Origin of the sequence: Roseovarius maritimus (assembly GCF_043355895.2) — a bacterium.
GTDB lineage: Bacteria > Pseudomonadota > Alphaproteobacteria > Rhodobacterales > Rhodobacteraceae > Roseovarius > Roseovarius maritimus.
The window spans coordinates 55345-78969 of record NZ_JBHFPF020000007.1 but is presented as its reverse complement, the minus strand read 5'-3'; the positions used below and the strand labels follow the sequence as shown (position 1 = coordinate 78969).

Sequence of the window (23625 nt, the reverse complement as noted above, 5' to 3'; positions counted from 1 at the left end):
GAATTCGCATATGTAAGATGGGCTAACGTATGGACTGGCGCACGCTTCCGCCCTTGAACGCGCTGAGGGCCTTTGCGGCTTTGGCGCAGACGGGATCGGCCAGCGGCGCGGGCGCGGCGCTGAACGTGACGCACGCGGCCATCAGCCAGCAGGTCAAGGCGCTGGAGGCGGATATGGGCCTCGCCCTCGTGCGGCGCGAGGGACGGGGCCTTGCCCTGACGGCGGAGGGTCAGCACTTGGCCGAGGCGCTGGATGAGGGATTTGGCCAGATCGCGCAGCGGGTGGCGATGCTGACCGGGGCCGATGCCGAGCGGCCCTTGCAGATATCGACCACGCCGCAGTTTGCCGCCGCTTGGCTGATGCCCCGCCTGCGGGACTTCCAGGCGCGCCATCCCGGCGTCGATCTGATGGTGCACCCGTCGCCGCAGCGCGCCGATCCTGCGCCGGGCGGTGTCGATCTGGCCATTCGCTTTGGTTTGGGGCGCTGGGATGGGCTTGAGGCCGAGCTGCTGGTCCCGACTGATATCGTGGTGACGGCGGCGCCCGCGCTGGTCGGGGATCGCGCGTTTTCTTCGCGCGATGAGCTGCTGGAGTATCCGTGGCTGATGGAGCTGGATCAAAGCCCGGCGTCGGACTGGATGTTTCGCGCGGGGCTGGACCAGATGCGCGGCACGTCGGTGACGCAGGTTCCCGGCAATCTCATGCTGGACGGCGCGCGGGCGGGCCATGGCATCGCGGTGATGACAGCATCGTCGGTGGAGGCGGATGTTGCCGCCGGTCGGCTGCGCATCCTTTTCCGCGATTGCGGCGAGACCGGGTATTTTATCGTGACGCGGCCCGGCGTCTTGCGCCCGCAGGCCAAGGCCTTCCTGCGCTGGCTGAGGGCGCAGCGGACAGCTGCGCCTGCGCCATGAAAAAAGGCGCGGGGGCCATGCCCATCCGCGCCTTTTCCGGTGATGTAGCGGGGCGTTCAGCCCGGTTCGATCATGAAGCAAGTGAACTGCCGGGATTGCAGACGGCGGCAGGCCAGATCGGCAGTCTCGCGCGTGAGGCCCATGAAATTCGCATCATATCCGTTTGGGCGCGTGACCACCTTGCGCAGCGAGCCGTCCAGCGTGCTCATCTCGCTGAGCGCGGTCTGCAGCAGGATCTTGCGCGCCTTGTACTGGCTGGGATAGCGGCCCACATTGATGCCCCAGTTGCGACCGCCAGAGGTGGAAATGCGCGTGACGACTTCCTGCACCGGGTCCTCCGCCGGGGTCTGGAGGCTGGCCAGCGTCAGGCCCTCGGGGCGGCGAACGGGGCGGGCCGTATCCGGCTCGGCCTGAGCCACGGCGACTGCGACAGTGCCGGGCGTGGTGGCCGCGGCGGGCTGTTCGGCACCCGGCAGGGACGCGGCGGCAACATCGGCTTCCTGTGCGGCGGCCAGCGCCTTTTCGATGTCATCCTGTGCGGCAATCATGACCGGCTCGGCGGGCAGGGGGCGCGCCTGGGGGCGCAGGCTGGTCTTGACGGCGGCGGCGGCGGTCAGGCGCACCGTCTTGCCGGCGACGCCGTGCTCTTCGTTGTCACCCACGGTGACGACGCGTGTACCGCCGGGGCCTTCGTAGCGCGGCTTGGCCGGGCGATTAACGGCGACCTGCGTCGGCGATTTCTTGAATCCGATATCCAGAAGCTCGGCCACCCGTGCGTTGCGCGTTGCGGTGGAGCGTCCGCCAAAGACGGTGGCGATTACACGTTCGTTACCGTGCTGGGCACTGGCGACAAGGTTGAAACCGGCGGCGCGGGTATAGCCCGTCTTGATCCCGTCGGCGCCCTTGTAATCGCGCAGCAGCTTGCGGTTGGTGTGATAGACCTTGCGGATGCCCGCATCGGCGGTGATGCGCGAGAAGAGATTATAGTATTCGGGGTAGTCATAAAACAAGTGACGCCCCATGATTGTCATGTCGCGCGCAGTCGAGAGGTGCCCCTCTTCGGTCAAGCCGTGGGCGTTCTTGAAGGTGCTGCGCGTCATTCCCAGCGCTTGCGCCGTGCGATTCATCCGGCGGGCAAAGGCCGCCTCGCTTCCCTCGATCGCCTCGCCGATGGCGGTGGCCGCGTCATTAGCCGATTTCACGGCCGCGGCGCGGATCAGGTAGCGCAGCCTGATCTTCTGGCCCGATTTCAGGCCCAGCTTGCTTGGAGGCTCATTGGCCGCGTTGCGGGTGATGACGACGTTATCGTCCAGCCCGATCTCGCCATGCTCGATCGCCTCGAAGGCGATATACAGAGTCAGCATCTTGGTCAGCGACGCCGGATGAAGCCGCGCATCGGCGTTTTCCGCGTGCAGGACCTTGCCTGACCTCGCATCGATCACCATCGCTGCATAGGGTGCCGCTGCCGCACTCAGCGGCAAAATGATCAACATCCAGAGCGTCGCGAACGCCCACAGACCCAGCCGAATCGGCCGCCTGTTCCGAGTTTTCATGGAACCACTCTTTTCACTGCCTCACGCCGCCGATTTTTTCGACTGACTTAATTATGAAACTGAAGGTATCACATGATTTGTTCTGAATAAAGCCATAGATTCAATGGAATTTATGACTGGCGACACTGTGCTGCATCCATATCTTGCGACGCAATCGTCAGAGCCCACTAAACCGGCGATTGTGGCGGGAATGTGGCCGATACGGCGGCCTCTCAGCAGGACTTGGCCATCGCCGCGACGGGGGTATGGCGGTGGCAGGTAATCAGGTGGTCGTTCACCAATCCGCAGGCCTCCATAAAGGCGTAGACGATGGTCGGGCCGCAGAATTTGAAGCCTCGGCGCTTCAACTCTTTCGAGATCTCGGCGGAGAGCGCGGTCTGCGTGGGCACGTCTGCCTGCGTTGCCCAACTGTTTTGCCGCGGCGTTCCATCCATGTAATTCCATAGAAATGTATCGAACCCTTCGGCATCTTCGATCCGGCGCCATGCGCGGGCATTGCCGATGGTTGCCTCGATCTTGCCCCGGTGACGGATGATTCCGGGGTTTGCCAGCAATCGCTCCACGTCCTGCTCGCCCCAGCCGGCGATGATGTCCGGGTCGAACCCGGCAAAGGCGTCGCGGAAATTATCGCGTTTTTTCAATATGGTGATCCAGGATAGTCCGGCTTGGAACCCGTCAAGGATCAGCTTCTCCCACAATGCGCGGCTGTCCCATTCGGGCACGCCCCACTCGGTGTCGTGATAGGCAATGTAGATCTCTTCGGGTCCGGCCCAGGCACATCTGCCGCACATATGAACAATCCTCGGTATCTGGTCAGGCGCGTCTTAAGCCTTCTTTAGGGTATGGGGCGCAATTTGGGCAGACGTAAATCGGAGCGAGATATGCCGGACCATCGCAAGGGGAAGTGGGCGGATGTGCCTCAGGGCCATCAGGACCCGCTATCATACGCAATTTCAGCAAGGGACAGGTCGACTATTCAGATGGTCGATGATGCCGTGCGGCACAAGCAGGTCATGCTGGCCTTCCAGCCCGTCGTGCCCGCTGGCCAGTGCGAACGCATAGCCTTCTACGAGGGGCTGGTGCGTGTGTTGGATGCGACTGGGCGGATTATCCCGGCGCGCGAATTCATTGGCGCGATCGAGACGACGGAAACGGGACGCATCATCGACTGCCTCGCGTTGGAAAAGGGGCTACGTACGCTGTCGATGCACAGTTCGCTGCGGCTGGCGATCAACATGTCCGCCCGCTCGATCGGGTATTCGCGCTGGATGCGGACACTGCACAAGGGGCTGGATGCCGATCCGACCGTTGGTGAGCGTCTGATCCTCGAGATCACCGAGAGCTCTGCCATGCTTATCCCCGAGCTGGTCACCGGGTTCATGGACGAGCTGGCAAGGCGTGGCGTTAGCTTTGCGCTTGATGATTTCGGCGCTGGATTTACCTCGTTCCGTTATCTCAAGGACTTCTATTTCGACATTCTCAAGATCGACGGCCAGTTCATCCGGGGGATCGCGCAGGACGCCGACAACCAGGTCCTGACCACTGCGCTGGCCACGATCGGCCGACAATTCGACATGGTTACTGTCGCAGAAAACGTCGAGCGGCAGGATGATGCGGCCTATCTGACGGCTATCGGGATCGACTGTCTTCAGGGGTATTACTTTGGCGCGCCTTCCGTCAAACCTGTCTGGCTGGAAGCCAACGCGCGCCGAGGCGCAGCCTGACGCGGCGCTGATCGCGCCGGTTGCCGCAGTGCGGCGTATAAGGTATGCAAAACATCAGGGGCTGCCCGATCTCGGTGCGCCCACCATGATCCTGGTGGAGGAATTCCTATGACAAACGTCGTTATCGCATCTGCCGCGCGCACTGCTGTCGGCTCATTCGGGGGGGCGTTTGCGAACACGCCCGCGCATGATCTGGGCAAAGCCGTGCTGGAGGCCGTTGTCGCCCGCGCGGGCATCGACAAGAATGAAGTGTCCGAGACGATCCTCGGCCAGGTCCTGACCGCCGCCCAGGGGCAGAACCCGGCGCGCCAGGCGCATATCAATGCCGGCCTGCCCAAGGAATCGGCGGCGTGGAGCATCAATCAGGTCTGTGGTTCGGGCCTGCGGGCCGTGGCGCTGGGCGCGCAGCACATCATGCTGGGCGACGCGTCGATCATCTGTGCAGGCGGCCAGGAGAACATGACGCTCAGCCCCCATGCCGCAAATCTGCGCGCGGGTCAGAAGATGGGCGATCTGTCGATGATCGACACGATGATCCGCGATGGCCTCTGGGACGCGTTCAACGGCTATCACATGGGTCAGACCGCCGAAAACGTGGCCGAGCAGTGGCAGATCACCCGCGAGACGCAGGATGAGTTCGCCCTCGCCAGCCAGAACAAGGCCGAAGCCGCCCAGAATGACGGCAAGTTTGATGACGAGATCGTCCCCTTCACTGTCAAGTCGCGCAAGGGCGAGACGATCGTCGACAAAGACGAATATATCCGTCATGGCGCTGTCATCGAGGCCATGCAAAAGATGCGCCCCGCCTTCACCAAGGATGGCACCGTCACTGCGGCCAATGCTTCGGGCATCAATGACGGCGCGGCCGCGACCCTGCTGATGAGCGCCGAGAGTGCCGAAAAGCGTGGTATCGAGCCCTTGGCGCGCATCGCAAGCTATGCGACGGCAGGTCTGGACCCGTCGATCATGGGCGTCGGCCCGATCCATGCCAGCCGCAAGGCGCTGGAAAAGGCAGGCTGGAGCGTTGGTGATCTGGACCTCGTAGAGGCGAACGAGGCGTTCGCAGCGCAGGCCTGTGCCGTAAACCAGGACATGGGCTGGGATCCGGCCATCGTGAACGTGAACGGCGGCGCCATCGCCATCGGCCACCCCATCGGCGCCTCGGGATGCCGCGTTCTGAACACACTCCTCTTCGAAATGAAGCGGCGCGGTGCGAAAAAAGGTCTCGCGACACTCTGCATCGGCGGCGGCATGGGCGTTGCCATGTGCGTCGAGCGGGATTGATCTGCGGCCAAACGCGGCGCGAACCAAACGACAAAGGGCACCCCGGCGGGTGCCCTTTTTCTGTCGCGGCGCTTGCGTAACCGCGTCGAGTGTCTAAGCTGGTCAAAAGACACGGAAAACGTGTTGGAAGCGATGTTGCGTACAGCATTCAATTTGGGTAACAAAGTTTCGACCTGAAGTACTGCGGCGCTGCCCGCGAAAAAGGAGGATCAGACAGATGGCACGAACAGCACTGGTGACGGGGGGCACGCGCGGGATAGGTGCGGCTATCTCCAAGCAGCTCAAGGCCGATGGCTGCAACGTTGCAGCGACCTATGCGGGTAATGACGAGGCGGCCAAGGCCTTTACGGATGAGACCGGTATCGCGACCTACAAGTGGAACGTGGCCGATTACGAGGAAAGCGCCGCGGGCATCGCCAAGGTCGAGGCCGATCTGGGCCCCATCGACATCGTCGTCGCCAATGCCGGTATCACCAAGGACGCACCATTTCACAAGATGACGCCCGAGCAGTGGAACCAGGTGATCGACACCAACCTGACCGGCGTCTTCAACACGATCCATCCCGTCTGGCCCGGCATGCGCGAGCGCAAGTTTGGCCGCGTCATCGTCATAAGCTCGATCAACGGTCAAAAGGGGCAGTTCGCGCAAGTAAACTACGCAGCAACCAAGGCTGGCGATTTGGGCATCATCAAGAGTCTCGCCCAAGAGGGTGCGCGCGCGGGCATCACGGCCAACGCGGTCTGCCCCGGCTATATCGCGACCGAGATGGTCATGGCAGTGCCCGAAAAGGTGCGCGAGTCGATCATCGCGCAAATTCCCACGGGCCGCTTGGGCGAGCCCGAGGAAATCGCACGCTGCGTGTCGTTCCTGGCGGCCGACGGTTCAGGCTTTGTCAACGGCTCGACCATATCTGCCAATGGCGCTCAGTTCTTCGTCTGACCCAAGGCATGGTGGCGGAAAAAAGGGCCGGTGCAGACTGCACCGGCCCTTCGCATATCAGATGCCCCAACAGGGCAATGGTATCAGCTATACGCCCGAGAGGCGTGCGATCTCTTCCTTGAGGCGCAGCTTTTGCTTCTTCATTTCGGACACATCCAGATTACTGACGCCCGGCGCACGTTGCGCTTGGTCTACCTTGGCCGAGAGGTCCTGATGTTTCTTCTTCAGTTCTTCGATATGCGAACCCAGACTCATGAAAGCGCTCCTCTGTGATTGTGTACGTAATGTAACATGAGGATTGCAGCACATATTTTAAAGCCTGTCACGCCGCAGGCGCAGCATTGTGGCAAATTATCGCGGATAACTTGCGTTAAATGTCGCAAACTCCCGATACACGGGCAGTCTCAGGCACCGTCCTGCACCTCGAGGCCGTTGTCACGCAGGGTGCGAGCGGCGTCGTCCCAGTCGTCTGAATGAACCATCAGGCGACGCGGAAAAATGCCGATACCCCCCTCGAGAACGCTCATATTTACGTCCATTTCAAAGCAGTCTATACCCTCGCCCTGTAGCAGGGCCTGGGCAAAGGCGATGGTGGACATATCGGTTGTGCGCATCAATTGCTTCATTGGGCTGATCTAGGCACGTGGCCCCCCTTTGTCGAGAGATGTATGAAAAATGGAGCAGGTTTGGACCAGATAGCGAGCAAACCGCATGACCGGCTGGCAGCCCGGTTCGAGGCAAAGCTGGACGCCGTCGGCGCGCTGATCCGTGCGCGCATGGAATCGCGCCACGCGCCGCGTATCCCCGAGGTAACCGCTCATCTGGTCGGCGCCGGGGGCAAGCGGCTGCGTCCGATGTTAACCTTGGCTGCGGCCGACATCTGTGGCTATCGCGGCACGGATGACGAAAAGCTGGCCGCGACGGTGGAATTCATTCACACCGCCACCTTGCTGCATGACGATGTCGTCGATGAAAGCAGCCAGCGCCGGGGCAGGGCGACGGCCAATCTGCTATGGGACAACAAGTCCAGCATTCTCGTGGGTGATTACCTTTTTTCGCGGTCCTTCCAGTTGATGGTCGAGACCGGCAGCCTGCGCGTTCTGGACATTCTGGCCAATGCCTCGGCCACAATCGCCGAGGGTGAGGTGCTGCAACTGACGGCCGCGCGGGACCTGGCCACCACCGAGGAGATCTACCTGCAGGTCGTGCGCGGCAAGACGGCGGCGCTGTTTTCTGCGGCAACTGAGGTGGGTGGCGTTATAGCCGGTGCGCCGGATGCTCAGACCAAGGCGCTTTTCGACTATGGTGACGCACTGGGCATCGCCTTTCAGATTGCCGACGATCTGCTGGATTTCCAAGGAGATGCAACGGCGACGGGCAAGAATGTCGGGGATGATTTCCGTGAGCGCAAGCTGACCCTGCCGATCATCAAGGCCGTGGCGAAGGCAAATGAAATCGAGCGCGCCTTCTGGCGGCGCACGATCGAAAAAGGCAATCAGCAGGATGGCGATCTGGAGCATGCGATTGCGCTGATGGGGGCACATGGCGCGCTGGATGCGGCGCGCGCCGATGCGCTGTCATGGGCGCGCCGGGCGACCGATGCACTAACGGTTCTGCCGGATCACCCGGTGCGCGGCATGCTGTCGGACCTCGCCGACTACGTCGTCTCGCGCATCAATTAGGCGCCCTGTTGCGCCGCGTTAAGCCGCGTGGCGGCCACCCACCATGCGCTATGGCTTTCCTGCAGGCGGCCTGCTGCTGAGGCCGCAGTTTCCGCATCGGCATAAAGGCCAAAGCAGGTCGCGCCCGAGCCGGTCATGCGCGTCAGCAGGCAACCGGGCGTGACCTCAAGCGCGCGAAATATCTGCTCGATCACGGGTTCGGCGGCGATGGCAGCGTCCTGCAGGTCGTTACGCTGCTCGGCGAGCCAGGCGATCAGGTCGGAGGCATCGCAGCCACGCGGCAGGTCTTCCGGCATCGGAGCATTGTCGCGCTTGGCAAGGTGACGAAATACATCGGCGGTAACCACGGGCACGTTGGGATTTACCAGAACGGCATGCAGTTCCGGCAAATCCGGGGCCGACTCGACGCGGTCGCCGATACCGCGCATTCTTGCCGCGCCTTTCAGCGCGGCGCAGCAAACGAGGGCATCCGCACCAAGTCCCTGAACGTCCTGCGGAATATCCTTGCCCGCCATCTGCGAAAGCGCGCGCAGCGTCGCCGCGGCATCGGTAGAACCGCCACCGATACCGGCGGCAATGGGCAGGTGTTTATCCAGAGTGATCTCGGCGGTCACGCCCATCAACCGCGCCGCGCGGATGACGAGGTTGTCATCGCCGACGGGTGTGCGGTCCGCCATAGGGCCGGTCAGGCTCAGGCTGGTCTGCGCGGCGGGTCGCACAGTGATGCGGTCCCCGACATCGGCGAACATGACCAGCGAATCCAGCAGGTGATAGCCATCGGCGCGTTGGCCGGTGACATGCAGCGTCAGATTGATCTTGGCAGGCGCGAAGACTTCGGTCGTGCCGCCTTCCGGCTGGGTTTTCTCATCCTTCATTGTCACTCACTTTCAGGGGCTTTGCGCCTTCTTCTTCTAGCACGGCATCCAGACCGACTTCCAGCTTGCGGCGAATTCGATCGGGATCAACATCGGGCGACGGCTTGTCGGGGTCAATCAGCGACAGGGCGCGCCGCCATTGAAAACGGGCCTCGGTGGTGCGGCCGACCGCCCACATCGCATCCCCGAGGTGATCGTTTACCACCGGGTCAACGGCATATAGCTCGGCCGCACGTTCCAGCGTGACGACAGCCTCCTGGTAGCGGCCAAGGCGGAATTGCGCCCAGCCGAGGCTGTCGACGATAGCGCCACTATTGGGCTCGGCCTCAACTGCACGCTCGATCATCGCCAGCGCCTCGTCCAGTTTCTCGCGCTGCTCTACCAGCGAATAGCCGAGATAATTCAGCACCATGGGCTCGTCCGGGCTCAACTCCAACGCACGGCGGAAATCGGCCTCGGCGTCGGGCCACTCACCTTGGCGCTCGTAGCTGATCGCGCGGGAGTAATAGACGAACCACGGCACCTCGCCCTCTCGCGCCTCATAAAGTTCAAGAGCCGCGTCATAGGCGGTAACGGCCTTGGCGAAATCTTCGTTCTGGCGATAAAGATCACCCGCCGAGGCGTGCACCAGCGCAACATCGGGATGGGTTTCGCGAAGAAGGGCCACAACCTCGATCGCGGCATCCAGATCGCCCGCGCTGCGCAGCGCCTCGGCGCGGCCCAATTCGGCTGTATAGAAGGCCGGCGCATCCTTTGGGACGCGAGCATAGGCCTCGGTGGCCAGCTCATAGCGACCCAGTTGTTCCAGAAGCTCGCCGGTCATGATCAAGGCATCAACATCCGTGTCATCCAGGTATTCGGCCATTCTGCTATAGAGCAGAACATAATCGGCGCTGGTATCTTGCAAGAGCGCCATGCCGAGCGACAGGAAAACCTCACCGATGCCCTGCGCCGGTGTCTCGATGCGGCCCAGATTTAGCGCCTCGCCCACCTCAAGTCGGGCGCGCAAATCGACGATTTGCGGATCGGGGTCCGTGCCGAATGTGTCGTCCAAGACCTTGATCGCGTCCTCGTAGCGCTCAAGCTGGCTAAGCACTTCGGTCCAGGCGATCACGCTGCGGCGCGTCGTCTGCATGGGACCATCAGTCTCGCCAGCGTAGATCTTGTCCGCGCTCTCGAAATCGCCGACCGAAGCCAGAGCCAGCGCCTTGTGATAGATGGCAAGGCCGCGCAGTCCCGGCTCGGCGGCGATTGTGTCGAATTTCTCCAGCGCCGCGCCCATATCGCCTTGGCCAAGCGTAGCCCACGCGCCGATCAGACCATCGGCCAAGGGGCCCACGCCCTCTTCGGCCTCAATGCGCGCAAGGACCGCATCGTAGTCGCCTCGCATCACCTCGTCGCCCAAAAGGGCCATTTGGGCAACTTGGCTGCGGATATCGACCTGTTCCATGCGCTGGGCAATGGGCAGGGCGCGCGCGACGTCGCCGGTCGCCAGAAGGGCGCCGACGGCGCTCTCCATCAGAAGGGGGTTGTCGGCGTCCGTTTTAAGCGCCTCAAGCGCGTATTTCGCAGCTGCTGCATAATCGCTGTCATAGCGCGCCTGCCGCGTAGCAAGATAGGGGCCCGCTGCCTCCTGGGCCAGCACCGGGGCAGGAGCTGCAAGGTAGGTGGGGGCCGCGAGGGCCAGAATGGTCAGAAATCGGAATGTCACGCGCGCTGGCCCCTGCTTGGAATTCTTGTACCTCATGGCGCGCAACGTAATGCGGCGCTGGCCCAAGGGCAATGCGGGCCGGCGCCATCCGCGCCCGCCCGCTTATGACTTTCCCGTGTGCGCCGGAGCGCCTGCCCCTACATGTTGGGGTAGTTCGGCCCGTCGCCGCCTTGCGGTGTGGTCCAGTTGATGTTCTGGGCCGGATCCTTGATGTCGCAGGTCTTGCAATGCACGCAGTTCTGGAAGTTGATCTGGAAGCGCGGCGGCTTGCCATCCTCCTCAACGAACTCATAGACGCCGGCCGGGCAATAGCGGGCCGAGGGGCCGGCGTATTTGGGCAGGTTCACGTCCACCGGGATGCTGGGATCTTTGAGTTTCAGATGTGCCGGCTGATTTTCCTCGTGATTGGTCATCGAGAAGCTGACATTGGTCAACCGGTCAAAGCTGAGCTTGCCATCGGGCTTGGGGTAGTCCAGCTTCTTGTGCTTTTCGGCGGGCTCGGTCGCCTCGGCGTCGGTTTTGCTGTGTTTCAGCGTGCCCAATAGCGAGAAGCCGAAGCTGTTGGTCCACATGTCCATGCCGCCCAGCATCAGCGAGGGCATGAGGCCGTATTTGGACCAGAGCGGTTTGACGTTGCGCACTTTTTTCAGATCGGCGCCGATGTCGCCACCGCGCACTTCGGCCTCGTAATCGGGCAGCTCGTCGCCCTGACGGCCTGCCTTGATGGCGGCATGAGCGGCCTCGGCGGCGGCCATGCCCGACAGCATGGCGTTATGGTTGCCCTTGATGCGCGGCACGTTGACCATCCCGACCGAGCATCCCAGCATCGCGACGCCCGGCGCGACCATCTTGGGCATGGACTGATACCCGCCTTCGCTGATGGCGCGCGCGCCATAGGCAACGCGCTTGCCACCTTTCAGAAGCTCGGCCACCATCGGGTGATGCTTGAACTTCTGGAACTCCATATAGGGGTAAAGGTACGGGTTCTTGTAATTCAGGTGGACAACAAATCCGACATAAACTTGATTGTTATCAAGGTGATAGATGAAAGACCCGCCGCCTGCATTTTTGCCAAGCGGCCAGCCCATCGTATGGGTGACGCTGCCTTCGCGGTGTTTCTCGGGGTCGATCTCCCAGATTTCCTTCATGCCAAGGCCGTATTTTTGTGGCTCGTGGCCTGCGGCCAGATCGAACTTGGCGATCAGCTGTTTAGAGAGTGATCCACGCACGCCCTCGCCGAGGAAGACGTATTTGCCATGCAACTCCATCCCCGGCTCGTAATTGGGACCCTCGCTGCCATCGGGGTTGCGCCCGAATTCGCCCGCGACCACGCCCTTGACGCTGCCATCGGTCCCATAGACCAGCTCCGAGCAGGACATGCCGGGGAAAATCTCGACTCCCAGCCCTTCGGCCTGTTCGGCCATCCAGCGGCAGACATTGCCCATCGAGACGATGTAATTGCCGTGATTGTTCATCAGTTTGGGCATGGGGAAGTTGGGAACGCGCACTTGGCCGCCTTCGCCCAGCAGGTAGAAATTGTCATCCTTGACCGGCACGTTCAGCGGCGCGCCCTTTTCCTTCCAGTCGGGGATCAGGCGGTTCAGACCGATCGGGTCCAGCACCGCGCCCGACAGGATATGCGCGCCCACTTCGCTGCCTTTTTCCAGCACGACGACCTCGAGATCGGCATCAAGTTGCTTTAGCCGGATCGCAGCACTGAGGCCTGCGGGGCCGGCACCGACGATCACGACGTCGTATTCCATTGTCTCGCGTGCCTGATCGGCCATCCGGATATCCTCATTTGGGCGCCCCCGCGGGGCAATTCATGTGCGCACTTGCCTAGCGCGCGTCGAAGGTCCACGTCAATTCAAACACGACGGATCAGGGGGTGCAAAACGGCATTTCGCCGCTGGTGCGGCGCGATTGCGCGCGCATGGCGGATGACCTATTGCAAAGCCGCACGCGCTTGGGTCATCCTTGGGTGATGAACAAGGCAAGGAGCGGCAGATGCGGCAGGGGCCGCGAAGCCGATTGGGGGACGATAATGGACAAAATACCGATGACACGCGCCGGCTATGACGCGCTGAGCACCGAGCTGAAACAGCTGAAATCGGTGGAGCGTCCGGCGATCATCCGTGCCATCGCGGAGGCGCGCGAGCATGGTGATCTGTCGGAGAATGCCGAATACCATTCCGCACGCGAAAAGCAGAGCTTTATCGAGGGCCGCATCAAGGAGTTGGAGGGGGCTTTGGGACTTTCGGAGGTCATCGACCCCAAGAAGCTGTCGGGGGCCATCAAGTTCGGTGCGACCGTCACGCTGGTCGACGAGGATACCGACGAGGAAAAGACCTGGCAGATCGTGGGCGAGCATGAGGCCAGTATCGAAAACGGTCTGCTGAACATAAAGTCGCCCATCGCCCGTGCCCTGATCGGCAAAGAGGAAGGCGACAGTGTCGAGGTTCGCACCCCCGGCGGCGAGCGTGCCTACGAAGTGCTGAAAATCCAGTATATCTGAAAAGGCGCAACCCATGCCCTCCTCCCGACCAGACACAGGCAAGGCGGCGGCCAAGGCCCCGGCGCAGGATACGCCGAACCTGTCGGGCCCCGAAAAGGCGGCATTGGCGCTGTCTGTTCTGTGGCTCGTGCTGTCGGTTGTCGTCTTTGCGGTGTTCGGGTTGGGCGGCACGGATGGGGCGCTGGGCTTTCTGGTGATCGCACTGGTCATCTTTTTGCCCGTCGCAATGATCTGGGTGGCGGCGACTGCAGCGCGCACCGCCCGCATCATGCGCGAAGAGAGCGCGCGGCTGCATGCCGCGATCGACGCCATCCGCCAGGCCTATATCAGCCAGAGCAAGGCCCAGTCCGAGCCCGCGGGCAACACCACTACCGTGGCGCGAAAACTGGACGAGATCGCGGCGGCGCAGCGCAAGACCGAGACGGCCCTGGCGACGTTTTCCTCCATCCGCCCGCTGCCTTCCGTCTATCCCACGCGCCGCCCCGCACCGGCCCCCGCCGCGCCGCCGGCCGCCGATGATGCGCAGGTTTCTCTGCCGCTGGGCACTCAGGCCGAAGATATGCGTCCGCCGCTGGAGCGCAGCGATTTCATCCGGGCGCTGAACTTTCCCGAAACGGCGGAGGACAAGGAGGGTTTTGCCGCCTTGCGCCGCGCGCTGAAGGACCGGCCCACCGCGCAGCTGATCCAGGCGGCGCAGGACATCCTGACGCTGCTGAGCGAGGACGGGATCTACATGGACGATCTGCGTCCCGATATGGCCCGCCCTGAGACGTGGCGCAATTTTGCAGGCGGCACGCGCGGGCGCGCAATTGCCGCACTGGGCGGGATTCACGACAGGTCATCCCTGGTGCTGGCGGCGGCGCGGATGAAGAACGATCCGATCTTTCGCGATGCCGCACATCACTTCCTGCGCCGGTTCGACCAGATGTTCAGCAGCTTTGCCGATGATGCGAGTGACAGCGACATCTCGGACCTGTCCGACACGCGCACGGCGCGCGCCTTCATGCTGCTGGGGCGGGTCGCGGGCACCTTCGACTGAAGGCGCCCGTGGGCCCGGTGCCGGATCTGAGTCTTTCTGGAACAGCGAAAGGGCCTATGCCTCCTGCACGGCCCTTCGCGACGTGCGCCGGGTGATCGCGATGCGGCGCAGGAATGCGATCACGAAGAGGCCCGTGAGGATCAGCACGACGGTTGCTGCCGGCGACGAGTCGAGGAAGAAGCTGGCATAAGTGCCGCCGATCATCGACGCGGCGCAGACCAGCACCGAGATCCAGAGCATGGCACCAAAGCTGCGCACCAGCAGGAAGGCTATCGCGCCGGGCGTCACCAGAAGCGCCACAGCAAGGATCAGCCCGACCGAACTGAGCGTCGCGACGATGCAGAGCGACAGCGCCGTCAGTAGCCCATAATGCAAGAGCCCCGTGCGCAACCCCGAAGCCTGTGCCTGCGCCGGATCGAACGCATGCAGCAAGAGGTCGCGCCACTTCAGCGTCAGAAGGCCCGTAACAGCGAGCGCGATCAGGCCCGAGGTCCACAGGTCCTTGGGACCGACGCCCAGCATGTTGCCGAAAAGGATATGGTCGAGATGCTCGTTCGTAGTGATCGACGTATACATCACGATCCCGAGGCCGAACATGCCGCTGAAGACGACGCCCATTACCGTGTCTTCCTTGACCCGGCTGTTATGCGACAGATACCCGGTGGTCAGCGCGCAGGCCATTCCGGCGGCAAAGGCGCCCGCGATTAGAGGCAAGCCCAGCATCCAGGCCAGCACGATCCCCGGCAGGGTCGCGTGGCTGACCGCGTCGCCCATCAGTGCCCAGCCCTTGAGCACCAGAAAGCAGGACAGCATCGCCGTCGGTGGCGCCACCAGCAGCGCGATCCAGAAGGCATTCTGCATGAAGGGAAACTGGAATGGCAGTAGGATTGTGTCGATCATGGCTGCGGTCCCTCGGCGGCAGGCGTCTCTAATGCGCTGGCGGCCTTGCGCCGTGCCGCCAGCATCCCGTGCTTGGGCGCAAAGTAGAAGGCAATGAGGAAGATTACCGTTTGCAGCACCACGATGATGCCCCCCGTCGCGCCGTCCAGAAAATAGCTGGCATAGGCCCCGACAAAGCTGGTGAGCGTGCCGATCAGCACCGAGACCACGATGAGGCGCGGGAACCGGTCACAAAGCAGATAGGCCGTCGCGCCCGGCGTCACGACCAGCGCGATCACCAGGAATGCGCCCACCGTGATCATCGCGGCGACGACGGCGGCCGAAAGGAGGACGAAGAACATCGCTTTGAGCAGGTCGGGCCTGAGGCCGATGGTGCGCGCATGGTTCTCGTCGAAAAAAACGACCATGAGGTCCTTCCACTTGGCCAGAAGGACAGCGAGCGCGACAAAGCCGATGATGGCCAGTTGCAGCGTATCCTCGGGGGTGATGGCCAGGATGTTTCCCATGATGATGGTCTGGATGCTGACCGACATGGGCGAGAGCGACACCATGAAAAGGCCGATCCCGAAAAACGAGGTAAAGATGATGCCGATGATCACGTCGATCTTGAGGCCAGAGCGGCCCGAGAGAAAGAGCATCGAGCCTGCCGCCAGCCCCCCCGCGATAAAGGCCCCCAGCGCGAAGGGCAGGCCCAGCATATAGGCACCCGCGACGCCCGGTACGACCGAATGGCTGAGCGCGTCTCCGATCAGGGACCATCCCTTGAGCATCAGATAGCATGACAGGAATGCGCAGACGCCGCCCGTCAGCGCCGAGACCCACATGGCGTTGAACATGTAGCTATAGGTGAAGGGCGCGAGCAACGTCTCGATCATTCGCCGCGCTCCGGCTTGGCGGGCTTGGCCTTCTTGCGGCGCTCGCCGTAATGCACGAAGGGACGCTCATCATCGGTGATGATGCGCAGCTCGCGCGGATCGTCATCGTCGTGCAACTCATCCCCGCCGAGGGTGAAGTGACGCAGGACGCCCCCGAACGCATCCTCGAGGTTGTCGCGGGTAAACACCTCGTCGGTCGGTCCAAAGGCCAAGACGGTGCCCTTGACCAGCACCGTCCTGTCGCAGAATTCCGGCACCGAGCCGAGATTGTGGGTCGAGACCAGCATCACCCGGCCCTCGTCGCGCAGCTCGCGCAGGAGGGCGATGATCTGCTCCTCGGTCTTGACGTCGACGCCGGTGAATGGCTCGTCCAGCAGGATGACCTGACCGTCCTGCGCAAGGCTGCGCGCAAGGAAGACGCGCTTGCGCTGGCCGCCCGAAAGCTCGCCGATCTGGCGGTGGCGATAGCCCTCCATGCCGACGCGGGTGAGGGCCTGATCCACGGCGGCGCGGTCGGCGGCGCGGGGGCGGCGCAGAAAGCCCATATGCCCGTAGCGCCCCATCATCACCACATCCTCGACGAGGACCGGAAAAGCCCAGTCGACCTCTTCGGATTGCGGCACATAGGCCACGAGGTTGGCAGCCAGCGCCTCTTTCACTGATTTGCCCAACAGGCGGATCTGCCCGCTGGCGGCAGGCACGAAGCCCATGATCGCCTTGAACAGTGTGGATTTGCCGGCGCCGTTGACGCCGACCAGCGCCGTGATGGTCCCGCGCGGGATCTGGAATGTGGCGCCGCGCAGGGCGGTATGGCCGTTGCGATAGGTTACTGTCACGTTCTCGGCGGTGATGCCGTCCATCGGCTGATCCGCCATCGGTTCGGGGGGCGCGGGTTGTAGCTGTTCCGGCGTCATGATTGTGTAGGCCTTATGTGTTTCGGGCGCTTCGCACTGAACCTAAGGCTCATTCGCCCTGCGGCGAGAGGGCGGTGGCAATGGTTTCGGCATCGACGCGCAGAAGATCGAGATAGCTGGGCACGGGGCCGTCCGGCCCGCTGAGACTGTCGACATAGAGCACGCCACCAAAAACCGCGCCGGTCTCGCGGGCGATCTGTCGGGCAGGGTCTGTGTTGACCGTGCTTTCGCAGAAGACAGCGGGGATGGCGTTCTCGCGCACACTGTCGATGACCTTGCGCACCTGTTGCGGCGTGCCGACCTGATCGGCGTTCATTGGCCAGAGGTATAGCTCTTTCATCCCGAAGTCGCGCGCGAGATAACTGAACGCCCCCTCGCAACTGACCAGCCAGCGGTCCTCTTCGGGGATCTGCGCGATACGCTCGCGCAGGGGGGCGACCGCGTCCGTGATCTGCTGTTTATAGGCTTCGGCATTGGCGGCATAGGTGCCGCCGTTATCCGGGTCATGTTGGGTAAAAGCGGCGGCGATATTGTCGATATAGACCATCGCGTTATCCAGCCCCATCCAGGCATGCGGGTTCGACTTGCCCTCATACGCGCCGGAGGAAATCGGGATCGCGTCGATCCCGTCGGTCAGCGTGGCCGAGGGGATGTCGCCTAGATTGGCGAGGAACTGCTCGAACCAAAGCTCGAGGTTGAGGCCGTTATAGAGGATCAGATCGGCGTCCGAGGCGCGCACGATATCCTGTGGGGTGGGCTGATAGCCGTGGATTTCGGCGCCAGGCTTGGTGATCGAGACGACCTCGGCAGCCTCGCCGGCGACGTTCTGGGCGATGTCCTGCAGGATGGTAAAGGTGGTGACCACCTTCATCGGACCCTCCGCAGCGGCCAGCTGTCCGGGCACGGTCAGTGATGTGGCAAGGGTCAGGGCGGTGGCGGTGCGGCGGATCATTTGGACCTCGATCTGGTTAAGCTTGAGGCAATGTAAATGCGAAGCACTCGCAAGATGCAAGTAAAATGATAATGGCTCGCAAAAAGGTGCGGTGAGGCCCTAGCTTTGGGCGGTGCCTTGCATCGTGACAGCATTGTCCGAGGGCCGGCGCACGCGGAGGGACAGGGTGGTGCCCTCCGTCGTTGCCTCGACGCGCACGGGCTGACCGCAGATCAGTGGCGCAGTGCCGCGATAGTTGAAGCGCGCAGGCGCATGCCCCATCAGGCTGGTGGCAAGGTTTTGCATCCAGATCGCCTGTAGCGGCCCGTGCACAACAAGGCCGTCATACCCCTCGACCTCCCGCGCATAGGGCGCGTCATAATGGATGCGATGGCCGTTGAAGGTGAGCGCCGAATAGCGAAAGAGAAGCGTCGGGGTGGTGGTGACGTCCCACCCCTCTGCATCCGGCCATGGCTCGGCCTGCGGCAGTTCGGGCGCGGGGGCGCCGGGTGCGGGGTCCTCGCGGTAGACGATATCCTGCCGCTCGTCGATGCAAGTCTCGCCCTCGACCTGATAGAGATGGCGCACGGTGACGAAGCCCAGCTGACCGCTGCGCCCGGTCTTGAAGGTCACATCCTCGATGGTCGAGATCCGCGTGACCTCATCGCCCTCTTTGAACGGCGCGTGGCGCGTGATCTGCCCGCCTGCCCACATGCGGCGGGGCAGGGGCAGATCGGGCAGGAATACCCCGGTGCGCGGATGCCCGTCCCGGCCCAGCAGGTCCGGCGCGCAGATGTCGGGCGCAAGGCAGAACTCGACCCCCGGCGGCATATCCAGCGGGGCCAGCGTGCCGTCCAGCGTCGCGCGAAATTCGGCCATTAGGCGGGGCGCGACGGGGTCCGTGCGCGTGATGCTGCGCCCGATCCAGTCCGAGAAATCGCTCATGCCTCGGCCTCCATAAGATCACCCAGAGCACGCGCATCCATACCCTCAAGCGAGGTCAGCGCGTCGCAAAGCGCGCCGCCGGGCGCGCCCAGCAGCGCGGTCGCCTTTTCCCGCAGACTACGCGCGAGCGTATCCAACGGGATGTGCGCGGCGAGGTCATGGGCAAAGCTCTGCGTGCTGCCATCGGCCAGCGTCACCTCGCCCGCGGCCTGCATATCGGTGAGGGCGCTGTCGCCCGTCACTGTCACGGCCTTGGCAAACGCGGCCAGCGCGGGATCGGCCGCCAGCGCGTCGGTATAGGCTCGGTCGCTGCCCGTCGCATCGCCGCGCAGGGCCATCCCTGCCAGCCAGGCATAGCTGAACTTCACCTCAAGGCCGGTGCGCGGCGCCTTGATGTCGCAGACGGTCAGCCAGCGGGGATTGGTGCGCAGGGTGATGGCGCGGACATCCTCCAGCCTCTGGCCCTTCAGCGCCTCGATCATCGCATGAGTGCCGTGGCAGCAAGCGTGCAGCTTGTATTTCATGTCATCGAGCAGCCACGCGCCGGTCGGCGCCGTGATCTCACCCGGCGCGTCGCTATGGGTGGCCAGATAGCCATTCTGGCCGAAAAGCCCGTCATCGGGCGCGGTCATGCCCAGCTTGGCCAGCTGCGCGCATTCGATGCCCGCGGATGCTGCGACGCCCGCGTTATAGGGCTTGCCCATCGTGCCGAACTGGCAGCGCAAGCCGGTCGCGCGCGTGGCGCACAGCCCTATGGCGGCGCGCATCTGGGCGCGGCTGAGGCCCAGAAGGCGCCCGGCGGCGATGGTCGCACCAAAGGCGCCCGCGGTGGCCGTCTGGTGAAACCCGCGCTCGTAATGCGCGCGGCCTAGGGCGAGGCCGACGCGGATCGCAGCCTCGCCGCCGATGGCGAAGGCGGCACAGACCCTTTCGGCGCGCGCATCCATCATCTCGCCGACGGCGACGGCAGCTGGATAGATGCCGACCGACAGATGCCCGACATGGGCGAAATGCGTGTCGTCATAATCGAGCGCGTGAGAGGTCGTGCCGTTGACCAGCGCGGCCATGCGCGCAGGCGCACGGCCCCCGCCGAAGAGCGCGGCCTGTGGCGCGCCGCCCTCGGCCTTGGCCAGTCCGCGCAAAATGCCGGCCACAGGCTCGGGCGTGCCGGCGCGGCCGCACATCATCCAGTCCATCAGCGACAGGCGCGCGATGCCCATGCCGGCCTCGGGGATGGCGTGATCCGGCAGCGCGGCCAGATCAAGGAGTGCATCCAGACCGCTCATGCGCCGTAGGATTTCGGCAGGCCCAGCACGCGCTCGGCGATGAAGCAGAGGATCAGGTTGGTCGAGATGGGCGCCACCTGATAGAGCCGCGCCTCGCGGAATTTACGCTCCACATCGTATTCCTCCGCAAAGCCGAAGCCGCCATGGGTCTGCAGGCAGGCCTCGGCGGCCTCCCAGCTGGCATCGGCGGCCAGCATCTTGGCTGTGTTCGCCTCCACGCCGGGGTTCTCGCCCGCATCATACATCGCGGCGGCGCGGTAGACGATGCCTTCCGCGGCCATCATATGGGCCTGCGCGCGGGCCAGTGGGAATTGCACCCCCTGATTGGCCCCGATCGGCTTGCCGAAAACGACCCGCTCGCGGGCGTAGTCCGAGCCTTTTTCTAGGAACCACTTGGCGTCGCCAATGCATTCGGCGGCGATCAGGATCCGCTCGGAATTCATTCCCGAGAGGATATAGCGAAATCCTTTGCCCTCTTCGCCGACCAGGGACGAGGCGGGAATGCGCGCATTCTCGAAAAATATCTCTGTCGTCGCGTGGTTGATCATCGTGCGGATGGGGCGGATTTCAACGCCATTGCCTCGCAATTCGCGCAGGTCGATCAGGAAGACCGACAGGCCATCTGTTTTCTTTTCGACCTGATCGCGCGGGGTGGTGCGCGCGAGAAGGACCATCAGGTCGGAATGCTCGGCGCGGGAGATCCAGATTTTCTGGCCGTTGACGATATAGTCGTCGCCGTCGCGCTTGGCAGTGGTTTTAAGGCTCAGCGTATCGGTGCCGCTGGTGGGTTCAGTCACGCCGAAGGCTTGCAAGCGGATCGAGCCATCGGCAATGCCGGGCAGATACATCTTTTTTTGCGCGTCGCTGCCATGGCGCAGGACGGTGCCCATCGTATACATCTGCGCGTGGCAGGCCGCCGCGTTGCCGCCGCTGCGGTGGATCTCTTCCAGAATCACCGCGCCGGCCGTCAGGCTGAGGCCGAGGCCGCCATATTCCTCGGGAATCATCGCGCCCAGATAGCCCTCGCGCATCAGCGCCTGCACGAAATCCTTCGGATAGGCGCGCCGCGCATCCAGATCGCGCCAATAGCTGCCGGGATACTGGGCGCAGACCGATGCGACGCCTTCGCGGATGTCCTGATACTCCGCCGTCGGATGAAAGGATGTCATGGGCTACCTCGCAAAACTGCCTTGGCCCATATGTGCAGCAATGCGCCGGGAACGGCCAATAGGGTTGCGCTCTGGCGGCTATTGGGGTGTCCTATGTTTCAAGCTCGCCTTCCCAAATGCCGCGCTGCACCAGGTCGCGCGCGACGTCCAGTGTGACCTGCGCGATGGCGTGGCAGGCGCGGCTGCTTTTCCGGGCGGGGTTGGTGGCAAGATATACGGGGCGCACCATATCGGGCTCGCAGATCGGCGCCTTGACCAGATCGCCGCGCGCCACGAAATCATGCGCGGCGGCGGGCGCGAAGATGGCATAGCCCGATCCGCGCGCCACCAGTTCCTTGATCTGCGTCATCGCGTCCATTTCGATGGTAACGTTAAGCTGTATCCCGCGGGGCTGGGCGTAATCTTCGATCGTGCGGCGCAGGCCATGGGACGGGCTGGGCAGGATCAAGTCCAGCTTTTGCAGATCGCGCAGGCGCACGGGCGTGCCGGGGGGCGTGTCCAGTGGCCACGCATCGGGCGCGGAAAAGAAGAAAAGGCGTTCATTCAGCACATGGATGGTGCGGAAATGATCGGCCTTGGCGAGGTCATAGATGAAGCCGATATCGACAGTGCCATCGTCGATCCATGTCTTGATATACCCGCTCATCGCCTCGATCGCCTGCAGGCGCAGATCGGGGAACTCGACGCGCACTGTCTCGGCCAGCGGGACCGCCATCACCATCGACACCGAGGGCGGCATGCCAAAGCCGACCTTGCCACGCAGCGCCCCGCCCGCCTCGCGCATCTCGTCGAGGCAATCCTCGAAGGCGGCGCAGACATTGCGCGCGTGTTTCAGGAAAAGCGTTCCATCGTCGGTCAGCACCGTGCCGCGTGGGCTGCGCTCGACCAGGCGCACGCCCAGCTCTTCCTCCATGCGCACCACGTTCTGCGACAGCGACGGCTGCGCCACGCCCAGAGTGCTGGCCGCGACGGACAGAGAGGGCGACTCGGCGATGGCGATGAAATAGCGAAGCTGGCGGATATCCATAGGCAGACCCTTCTAGCGCGGACATTCAGCTAAAGGGGTCGCCTATGGGATTGTCAAGCTGGCGCGCACGGCGCCGACTAGTCGAAATCGACGATTTGGCGGATGGCGCTACCATCGTTCAGCCGGTCCATCGCAAGGTTGATCTCGTCGAGACGGACGCGGTGGCTCAGCATCTTTTCGACCGGCAGCTTGCCCTGCTCGTAGAGCGAGAACATGCGCGGCAGATCGCGCTGCGGCACGCAGGAGCCGATATAGCTGCCCTTCAGGGTGCGCTCTTCGGCCACCAGTTTCAGCGCGGGCAGGGCCATGCGCTGATCAGGGTGGGGCAGGCCTGCCGTCACGGTCTGGCCGCCGCGGCGGGTGATCTCATACGCCGTCTCCAGCGCCTTGACCGATCCGGCCAGTTCGATGGCGCAGTCGACTCCGCCATTCGTGAGGTCGCGCACCGCCTGGATGGTATCGCCATCAGCCTTGATGAGGTCGGTTGCGCCCATGCCGCGCGCCGCCTCCATTTTGGACTCGAACGGGTCGATGGCGATAACGCGCCCCGCGCCCGCCGCTGCCGCGCCCAGCACCGCCGAGAGACCCACGCCGCCCAGCCCGATCACAGCGACCGTCTGGCCCGGCAGGATGCGCGCGGTGTTGAAAACAGCGCCCGCACCGGTCAGCATGGCGCAGGAAAACAAGGCGGATATATGGGCAGGCAGGTCATGCTCGACCTTGACCAGCGAGCGGCGGTCCAGTACCGCATGGGTGGCAAAGGCCGAGACGCCCACATGGTGATTGATCGGCTGGCCATCCATAGTGAGGCGTCGCGCGCCGGTCATCAACTCGCCCACGCCGTGATGCTTGGCCGCACGCTCGCAAAGGGCTGGACGCCCCTCGGCGCAGGGCGTGCACTGGCGGCAGCCGGGAGCAAAGATGCAGACCACATGATCGCCCGGCTTCAGGTCATCGACACCCTCGCCGACCTCCTCGACATAGCCCGACGCCTCGTGCCCCAGCGCCATCGGCAGGGGACGGGGGCGGGTGCCGTTGATCACCGACAGGTCCGAGTGGCAAACGCCCGCCGCGCCCATGCGGATCAGCACCTCGCCCCGGCCCGGCGGCGCCAGATCGACCTCGCGCACCTCCAGCGGCGCCTCCTTGGCGAAGTTCTCGGTGAGTCCGTCGCGCATCAGCACGGCTGCGGTGATTTTCATGGTGACCTCTCCCAATTTCGCGACCTGCGGTGTGGCGGCTGCGGCCCAGACTACTCTTGTCCTCTGCCAGAGTAATGCAAAAGACCCACAAGCTCCAAGAGGTATAGGTGTGTGTTATGGCTGGACAAGGCACAAACTA

The 23625-nt window shown here is 63.4% G+C and carries 23 protein-coding genes; 7 read left to right on the top strand and 16 right to left on the bottom strand.

Annotated features, from left to right (window positions below; translation table 11 throughout):
• Positions 1-29 precede the first annotated feature (29 nt).
• A complete protein-coding gene (locus ACEWPM_RS13505; protein ID WP_393962743.1) occupies positions 30-914 on the top strand; it encodes a LysR family transcriptional regulator in 885 nt (294 codons plus the stop codon).
• A 56-nt stretch (positions 915-970) separates the two neighbouring features.
• Here the strand turns inward: ACEWPM_RS13505 and ACEWPM_RS13500 are convergent, their stop codons facing one another.
• Both ACEWPM_RS13500 and ACEWPM_RS13495 read right to left on the bottom strand, forming a co-directional pair.
• Complete coding sequence (locus tag ACEWPM_RS13500) at positions 971-2467, bottom strand: D-alanyl-D-alanine carboxypeptidase family protein (protein ID WP_393962744.1); 1497 nt, start codon at positions 2465-2467, stop codon at positions 971-973.
• 212 nt (positions 2468-2679) lie between these two features.
• Entirely contained in the window at positions 2680-3258 is a 579-nt protein-coding gene (locus tag ACEWPM_RS13495; RefSeq protein ID WP_393962745.1) for a DNA-3-methyladenine glycosylase I, read from the bottom strand.
• A 90-nt stretch (positions 3259-3348) separates the two neighbouring features.
• On the opposite strand from ACEWPM_RS13495, the gene ACEWPM_RS13490 reads away from it, so the two are divergent.
• The 3 genes from ACEWPM_RS13490 to phbB all read left to right on the top strand — a co-directional run bounded on the left by ACEWPM_RS13490 (position 3349) and on the right by phbB (position 6415).
• Positions 3349-4191: an EAL domain-containing protein gene (locus ACEWPM_RS13490; RefSeq protein WP_393962746.1), complete on the top strand. Its 843-nt coding sequence runs from the start codon at positions 3349-3351 to the stop codon at positions 4189-4191.
• 108 nt (positions 4192-4299) lie between these two features.
• Entirely contained in the window at positions 4300-5475 is a 1176-nt protein-coding gene (locus ACEWPM_RS13485) for an acetyl-CoA C-acetyltransferase (RefSeq protein WP_393962747.1), read from the top strand.
• A 217-nt stretch (positions 5476-5692) separates the two neighbouring features.
• Positions 5693-6415 (top strand): acetoacetyl-CoA reductase, encoded by a 723-nt coding sequence (phbB, locus tag ACEWPM_RS13480; RefSeq protein WP_393962748.1) that lies wholly within the window; start codon positions 5693-5695, stop codon positions 6413-6415.
• An 87-nt stretch (positions 6416-6502) separates the two neighbouring features.
• Here the strand turns inward: phbB and ACEWPM_RS13475 are convergent, their stop codons facing one another.
• Positions 6503-6670, bottom strand: coding sequence for a YdcH family protein (locus ACEWPM_RS13475; RefSeq protein ID WP_393962749.1), 168 nt, complete (start codon positions 6668-6670; stop codon positions 6503-6505).
• 149 nt (positions 6671-6819) lie between these two features.
• On the bottom strand, positions 6820-7041 hold the full coding sequence (locus tag ACEWPM_RS13470) for a putative signal transducing protein (protein WP_393962750.1): 222 nt from the start codon (positions 7039-7041) through the stop codon (positions 6820-6822).
• A 42-nt stretch (positions 7042-7083) separates the two neighbouring features.
• Here ACEWPM_RS13470 and ACEWPM_RS13465 point away from each other — a divergent pair, with 42 nt between their 5' ends.
• On the top strand, positions 7084-8097 hold the full coding sequence (locus ACEWPM_RS13465; protein WP_393962751.1) for a polyprenyl synthetase family protein: 1014 nt from the start codon (positions 7084-7086) through the stop codon (positions 8095-8097).
• Here ACEWPM_RS13465 and ACEWPM_RS13460 read toward each other — a convergent pair.
• From ACEWPM_RS13460 to ACEWPM_RS13450, 3 genes are all read right to left on the bottom strand, one after another.
• The gene (locus ACEWPM_RS13460; RefSeq protein WP_393962752.1) at positions 8094-8972 is read right to left on the bottom strand and encodes a 4-(cytidine 5'-diphospho)-2-C-methyl-D-erythritol kinase; all 879 of its coding nucleotides are present in this window, start codon (positions 8970-8972) and stop codon (positions 8094-8096) included. The genes ACEWPM_RS13465 and ACEWPM_RS13460 overlap by 4 nt on opposite strands.
• A complete protein-coding gene (locus ACEWPM_RS13455; RefSeq protein ID WP_393962753.1) occupies positions 8962-10683 on the bottom strand; it encodes a tetratricopeptide repeat protein in 1722 nt (573 codons plus the stop codon). Before ACEWPM_RS13455 ends, ACEWPM_RS13460 begins: the two co-directional genes overlap by 11 nt.
• A 137-nt stretch (positions 10684-10820) precedes the next feature.
• Positions 10821-12470 (bottom strand): electron transfer flavoprotein-ubiquinone oxidoreductase, encoded by a 1650-nt coding sequence (locus tag ACEWPM_RS13450; protein ID WP_393962754.1) that lies wholly within the window; start codon positions 12468-12470, stop codon positions 10821-10823.
• A 257-nt stretch (positions 12471-12727) separates the two neighbouring features.
• On the opposite strand from ACEWPM_RS13450, the gene greA reads away from it, so the two are divergent.
• Together greA and ACEWPM_RS13440 are read left to right on the top strand one after the other, a co-directional pair.
• The gene (greA, locus tag ACEWPM_RS13445) at positions 12728-13198 is read left to right on the top strand and encodes a transcription elongation factor GreA (RefSeq protein WP_393962755.1); all 471 of its coding nucleotides are present in this window, start codon (positions 12728-12730) and stop codon (positions 13196-13198) included.
• A gap of 13 nt (positions 13199-13211) precedes the next feature.
• Positions 13212-14237 carry a hypothetical protein gene (locus ACEWPM_RS13440; protein ID WP_393962756.1) on the top strand — a complete coding sequence of 342 codons (1026 nt, stop codon included), beginning with the start codon at positions 13212-13214 and terminating at the stop codon, positions 14235-14237.
• 54 nt (positions 14238-14291) lie between these two features.
• Here the strand turns inward: ACEWPM_RS13440 and ACEWPM_RS13435 are convergent, their stop codons facing one another.
• The 9 genes from ACEWPM_RS13435 to ACEWPM_RS13395 all read right to left on the bottom strand — a co-directional run bounded on the left by ACEWPM_RS13435 (position 14292) and on the right by ACEWPM_RS13395 (position 23486).
• Positions 14292-15137, bottom strand: coding sequence for a metal ABC transporter permease (locus ACEWPM_RS13435; RefSeq protein ID WP_393962757.1), 846 nt, complete (start codon positions 15135-15137; stop codon positions 14292-14294).
• Positions 15134-16012 carry a metal ABC transporter permease gene (locus ACEWPM_RS13430; protein ID WP_393962758.1) on the bottom strand — a complete coding sequence of 293 codons (879 nt, stop codon included), beginning with the start codon at positions 16010-16012 and terminating at the stop codon, positions 15134-15136. Before ACEWPM_RS13430 ends, ACEWPM_RS13435 begins: the two co-directional genes overlap by 4 nt.
• Positions 16009-16926 (bottom strand): manganese/iron ABC transporter ATP-binding protein, encoded by a 918-nt coding sequence (locus ACEWPM_RS13425; RefSeq protein ID WP_393962759.1) that lies wholly within the window; start codon positions 16924-16926, stop codon positions 16009-16011. The genes ACEWPM_RS13430 and ACEWPM_RS13425 overlap by 4 nt, the downstream gene beginning before the upstream one ends.
• Before the next feature lie 49 nt (positions 16927-16975).
• On the bottom strand, positions 16976-17878 hold the full coding sequence (locus ACEWPM_RS13420; RefSeq protein WP_393962760.1) for a metal ABC transporter substrate-binding protein: 903 nt from the start codon (positions 17876-17878) through the stop codon (positions 16976-16978).
• Between the two features lie 99 nt (positions 17879-17977).
• The gene (locus tag ACEWPM_RS13415; RefSeq protein WP_393962761.1) at positions 17978-18802 is read right to left on the bottom strand and encodes an HTD2 family dehydratase; all 825 of its coding nucleotides are present in this window, start codon (positions 18800-18802) and stop codon (positions 17978-17980) included.
• Complete coding sequence (locus ACEWPM_RS13410) at positions 18799-20088, bottom strand: MmgE/PrpD family protein (RefSeq protein WP_393962762.1); 1290 nt, start codon at positions 20086-20088, stop codon at positions 18799-18801. Before ACEWPM_RS13410 ends, ACEWPM_RS13415 begins: the two co-directional genes overlap by 4 nt.
• The gene (locus ACEWPM_RS13405; RefSeq protein WP_393962763.1) at positions 20085-21257 is read right to left on the bottom strand and encodes an acyl-CoA dehydrogenase family protein; all 1173 of its coding nucleotides are present in this window, start codon (positions 21255-21257) and stop codon (positions 20085-20087) included. Before ACEWPM_RS13405 ends, ACEWPM_RS13410 begins: the two co-directional genes overlap by 4 nt.
• A gap of 91 nt (positions 21258-21348) precedes the next feature.
• Entirely contained in the window at positions 21349-22284 is a 936-nt protein-coding gene (locus tag ACEWPM_RS13400) for a LysR family transcriptional regulator (protein WP_393962764.1), read from the bottom strand.
• Positions 22285-22361: 77 nt separating this feature from the next.
• Positions 22362-23486, bottom strand: a complete 1125-nt coding sequence (locus ACEWPM_RS13395) for a zinc-dependent alcohol dehydrogenase family protein (RefSeq protein WP_393962765.1) — start codon at positions 23484-23486, stop codon at positions 22362-22364.
• Between the last annotated feature and the right edge of the window lie 139 nt (positions 23487-23625).

What these genes read in the sequence shown, in the direction of transcription:
- ACEWPM_RS13505 (WP_393962743.1), top strand. Translation starts at nt 30, where the DNA reads ATGGACTGGCGCACGCTTCCGCCCTTGAACGCGCTGAGGGCCTTTGCG.
- ACEWPM_RS13500 (WP_393962744.1), bottom strand. Translation starts at nt 2,467, where the DNA reads ATGAAAACTCGGAACAGGCGGCCGATTCGGCTGGGTCTGTGGGCGTTC.
- ACEWPM_RS13495 (WP_393962745.1), bottom strand. Translation starts at nt 3,258, where the DNA reads ATGTGCGGCAGATGTGCCTGGGCCGGACCCGAAGAGATCTACATTGCC.
- ACEWPM_RS13490 (WP_393962746.1), top strand. Translation starts at nt 3,349, where the DNA reads ATGCCGGACCATCGCAAGGGGAAGTGGGCGGATGTGCCTCAGGGCCAT.
- ACEWPM_RS13485 (WP_393962747.1), top strand. Translation starts at nt 4,300, where the DNA reads ATGACAAACGTCGTTATCGCATCTGCCGCGCGCACTGCTGTCGGCTCA.
- phbB (WP_393962748.1), top strand. Translation starts at nt 5,693, where the DNA reads ATGGCACGAACAGCACTGGTGACGGGGGGCACGCGCGGGATAGGTGCG.
- ACEWPM_RS13475 (WP_393962749.1), bottom strand. Translation starts at nt 6,670, where the DNA reads ATGAGTCTGGGTTCGCATATCGAAGAACTGAAGAAGAAACATCAGGAC.
- ACEWPM_RS13470 (WP_393962750.1), bottom strand. Translation starts at nt 7,041, where the DNA reads ATGAAGCAATTGATGCGCACAACCGATATGTCCACCATCGCCTTTGCC.
- ACEWPM_RS13465 (WP_393962751.1), top strand. Translation starts at nt 7,084, where the DNA reads ATGAAAAATGGAGCAGGTTTGGACCAGATAGCGAGCAAACCGCATGAC.
- ACEWPM_RS13460 (WP_393962752.1), bottom strand. Translation starts at nt 8,972, where the DNA reads ATGAAGGATGAGAAAACCCAGCCGGAAGGCGGCACGACCGAAGTCTTC.
- ACEWPM_RS13450 (WP_393962754.1), bottom strand. Translation starts at nt 12,470, where the DNA reads ATGGCCGATCAGGCACGCGAGACAATGGAATACGACGTCGTGATCGTC.
- greA (WP_393962755.1), top strand. Translation starts at nt 12,728, where the DNA reads ATGGACAAAATACCGATGACACGCGCCGGCTATGACGCGCTGAGCACC.
- ACEWPM_RS13440 (WP_393962756.1), top strand. Translation starts at nt 13,212, where the DNA reads ATGCCCTCCTCCCGACCAGACACAGGCAAGGCGGCGGCCAAGGCCCCG.
- ACEWPM_RS13435 (WP_393962757.1), bottom strand. Translation starts at nt 15,137, where the DNA reads ATGATCGACACAATCCTACTGCCATTCCAGTTTCCCTTCATGCAGAAT.
- ACEWPM_RS13430 (WP_393962758.1), bottom strand. Translation starts at nt 16,012, where the DNA reads ATGATCGAGACGTTGCTCGCGCCCTTCACCTATAGCTACATGTTCAAC.
- ACEWPM_RS13425 (WP_393962759.1), bottom strand. Translation starts at nt 16,926, where the DNA reads ATGACGCCGGAACAGCTACAACCCGCGCCCCCCGAACCGATGGCGGAT.
- ACEWPM_RS13420 (WP_393962760.1), bottom strand. Translation starts at nt 17,878, where the DNA reads ATGATCCGCCGCACCGCCACCGCCCTGACCCTTGCCACATCACTGACC.
- ACEWPM_RS13415 (WP_393962761.1), bottom strand. Translation starts at nt 18,802, where the DNA reads ATGAGCGATTTCTCGGACTGGATCGGGCGCAGCATCACGCGCACGGAC.
- ACEWPM_RS13410 (WP_393962762.1), bottom strand. Translation starts at nt 20,088, where the DNA reads ATGAGCGGTCTGGATGCACTCCTTGATCTGGCCGCGCTGCCGGATCAC.
- ACEWPM_RS13405 (WP_393962763.1), bottom strand. Translation starts at nt 21,257, where the DNA reads ATGACATCCTTTCATCCGACGGCGGAGTATCAGGACATCCGCGAAGGC.
- ACEWPM_RS13400 (WP_393962764.1), bottom strand. Translation starts at nt 22,284, where the DNA reads ATGGATATCCGCCAGCTTCGCTATTTCATCGCCATCGCCGAGTCGCCC.
- ACEWPM_RS13395 (WP_393962765.1), bottom strand. Translation starts at nt 23,486, where the DNA reads ATGAAAATCACCGCAGCCGTGCTGATGCGCGACGGACTCACCGAGAAC.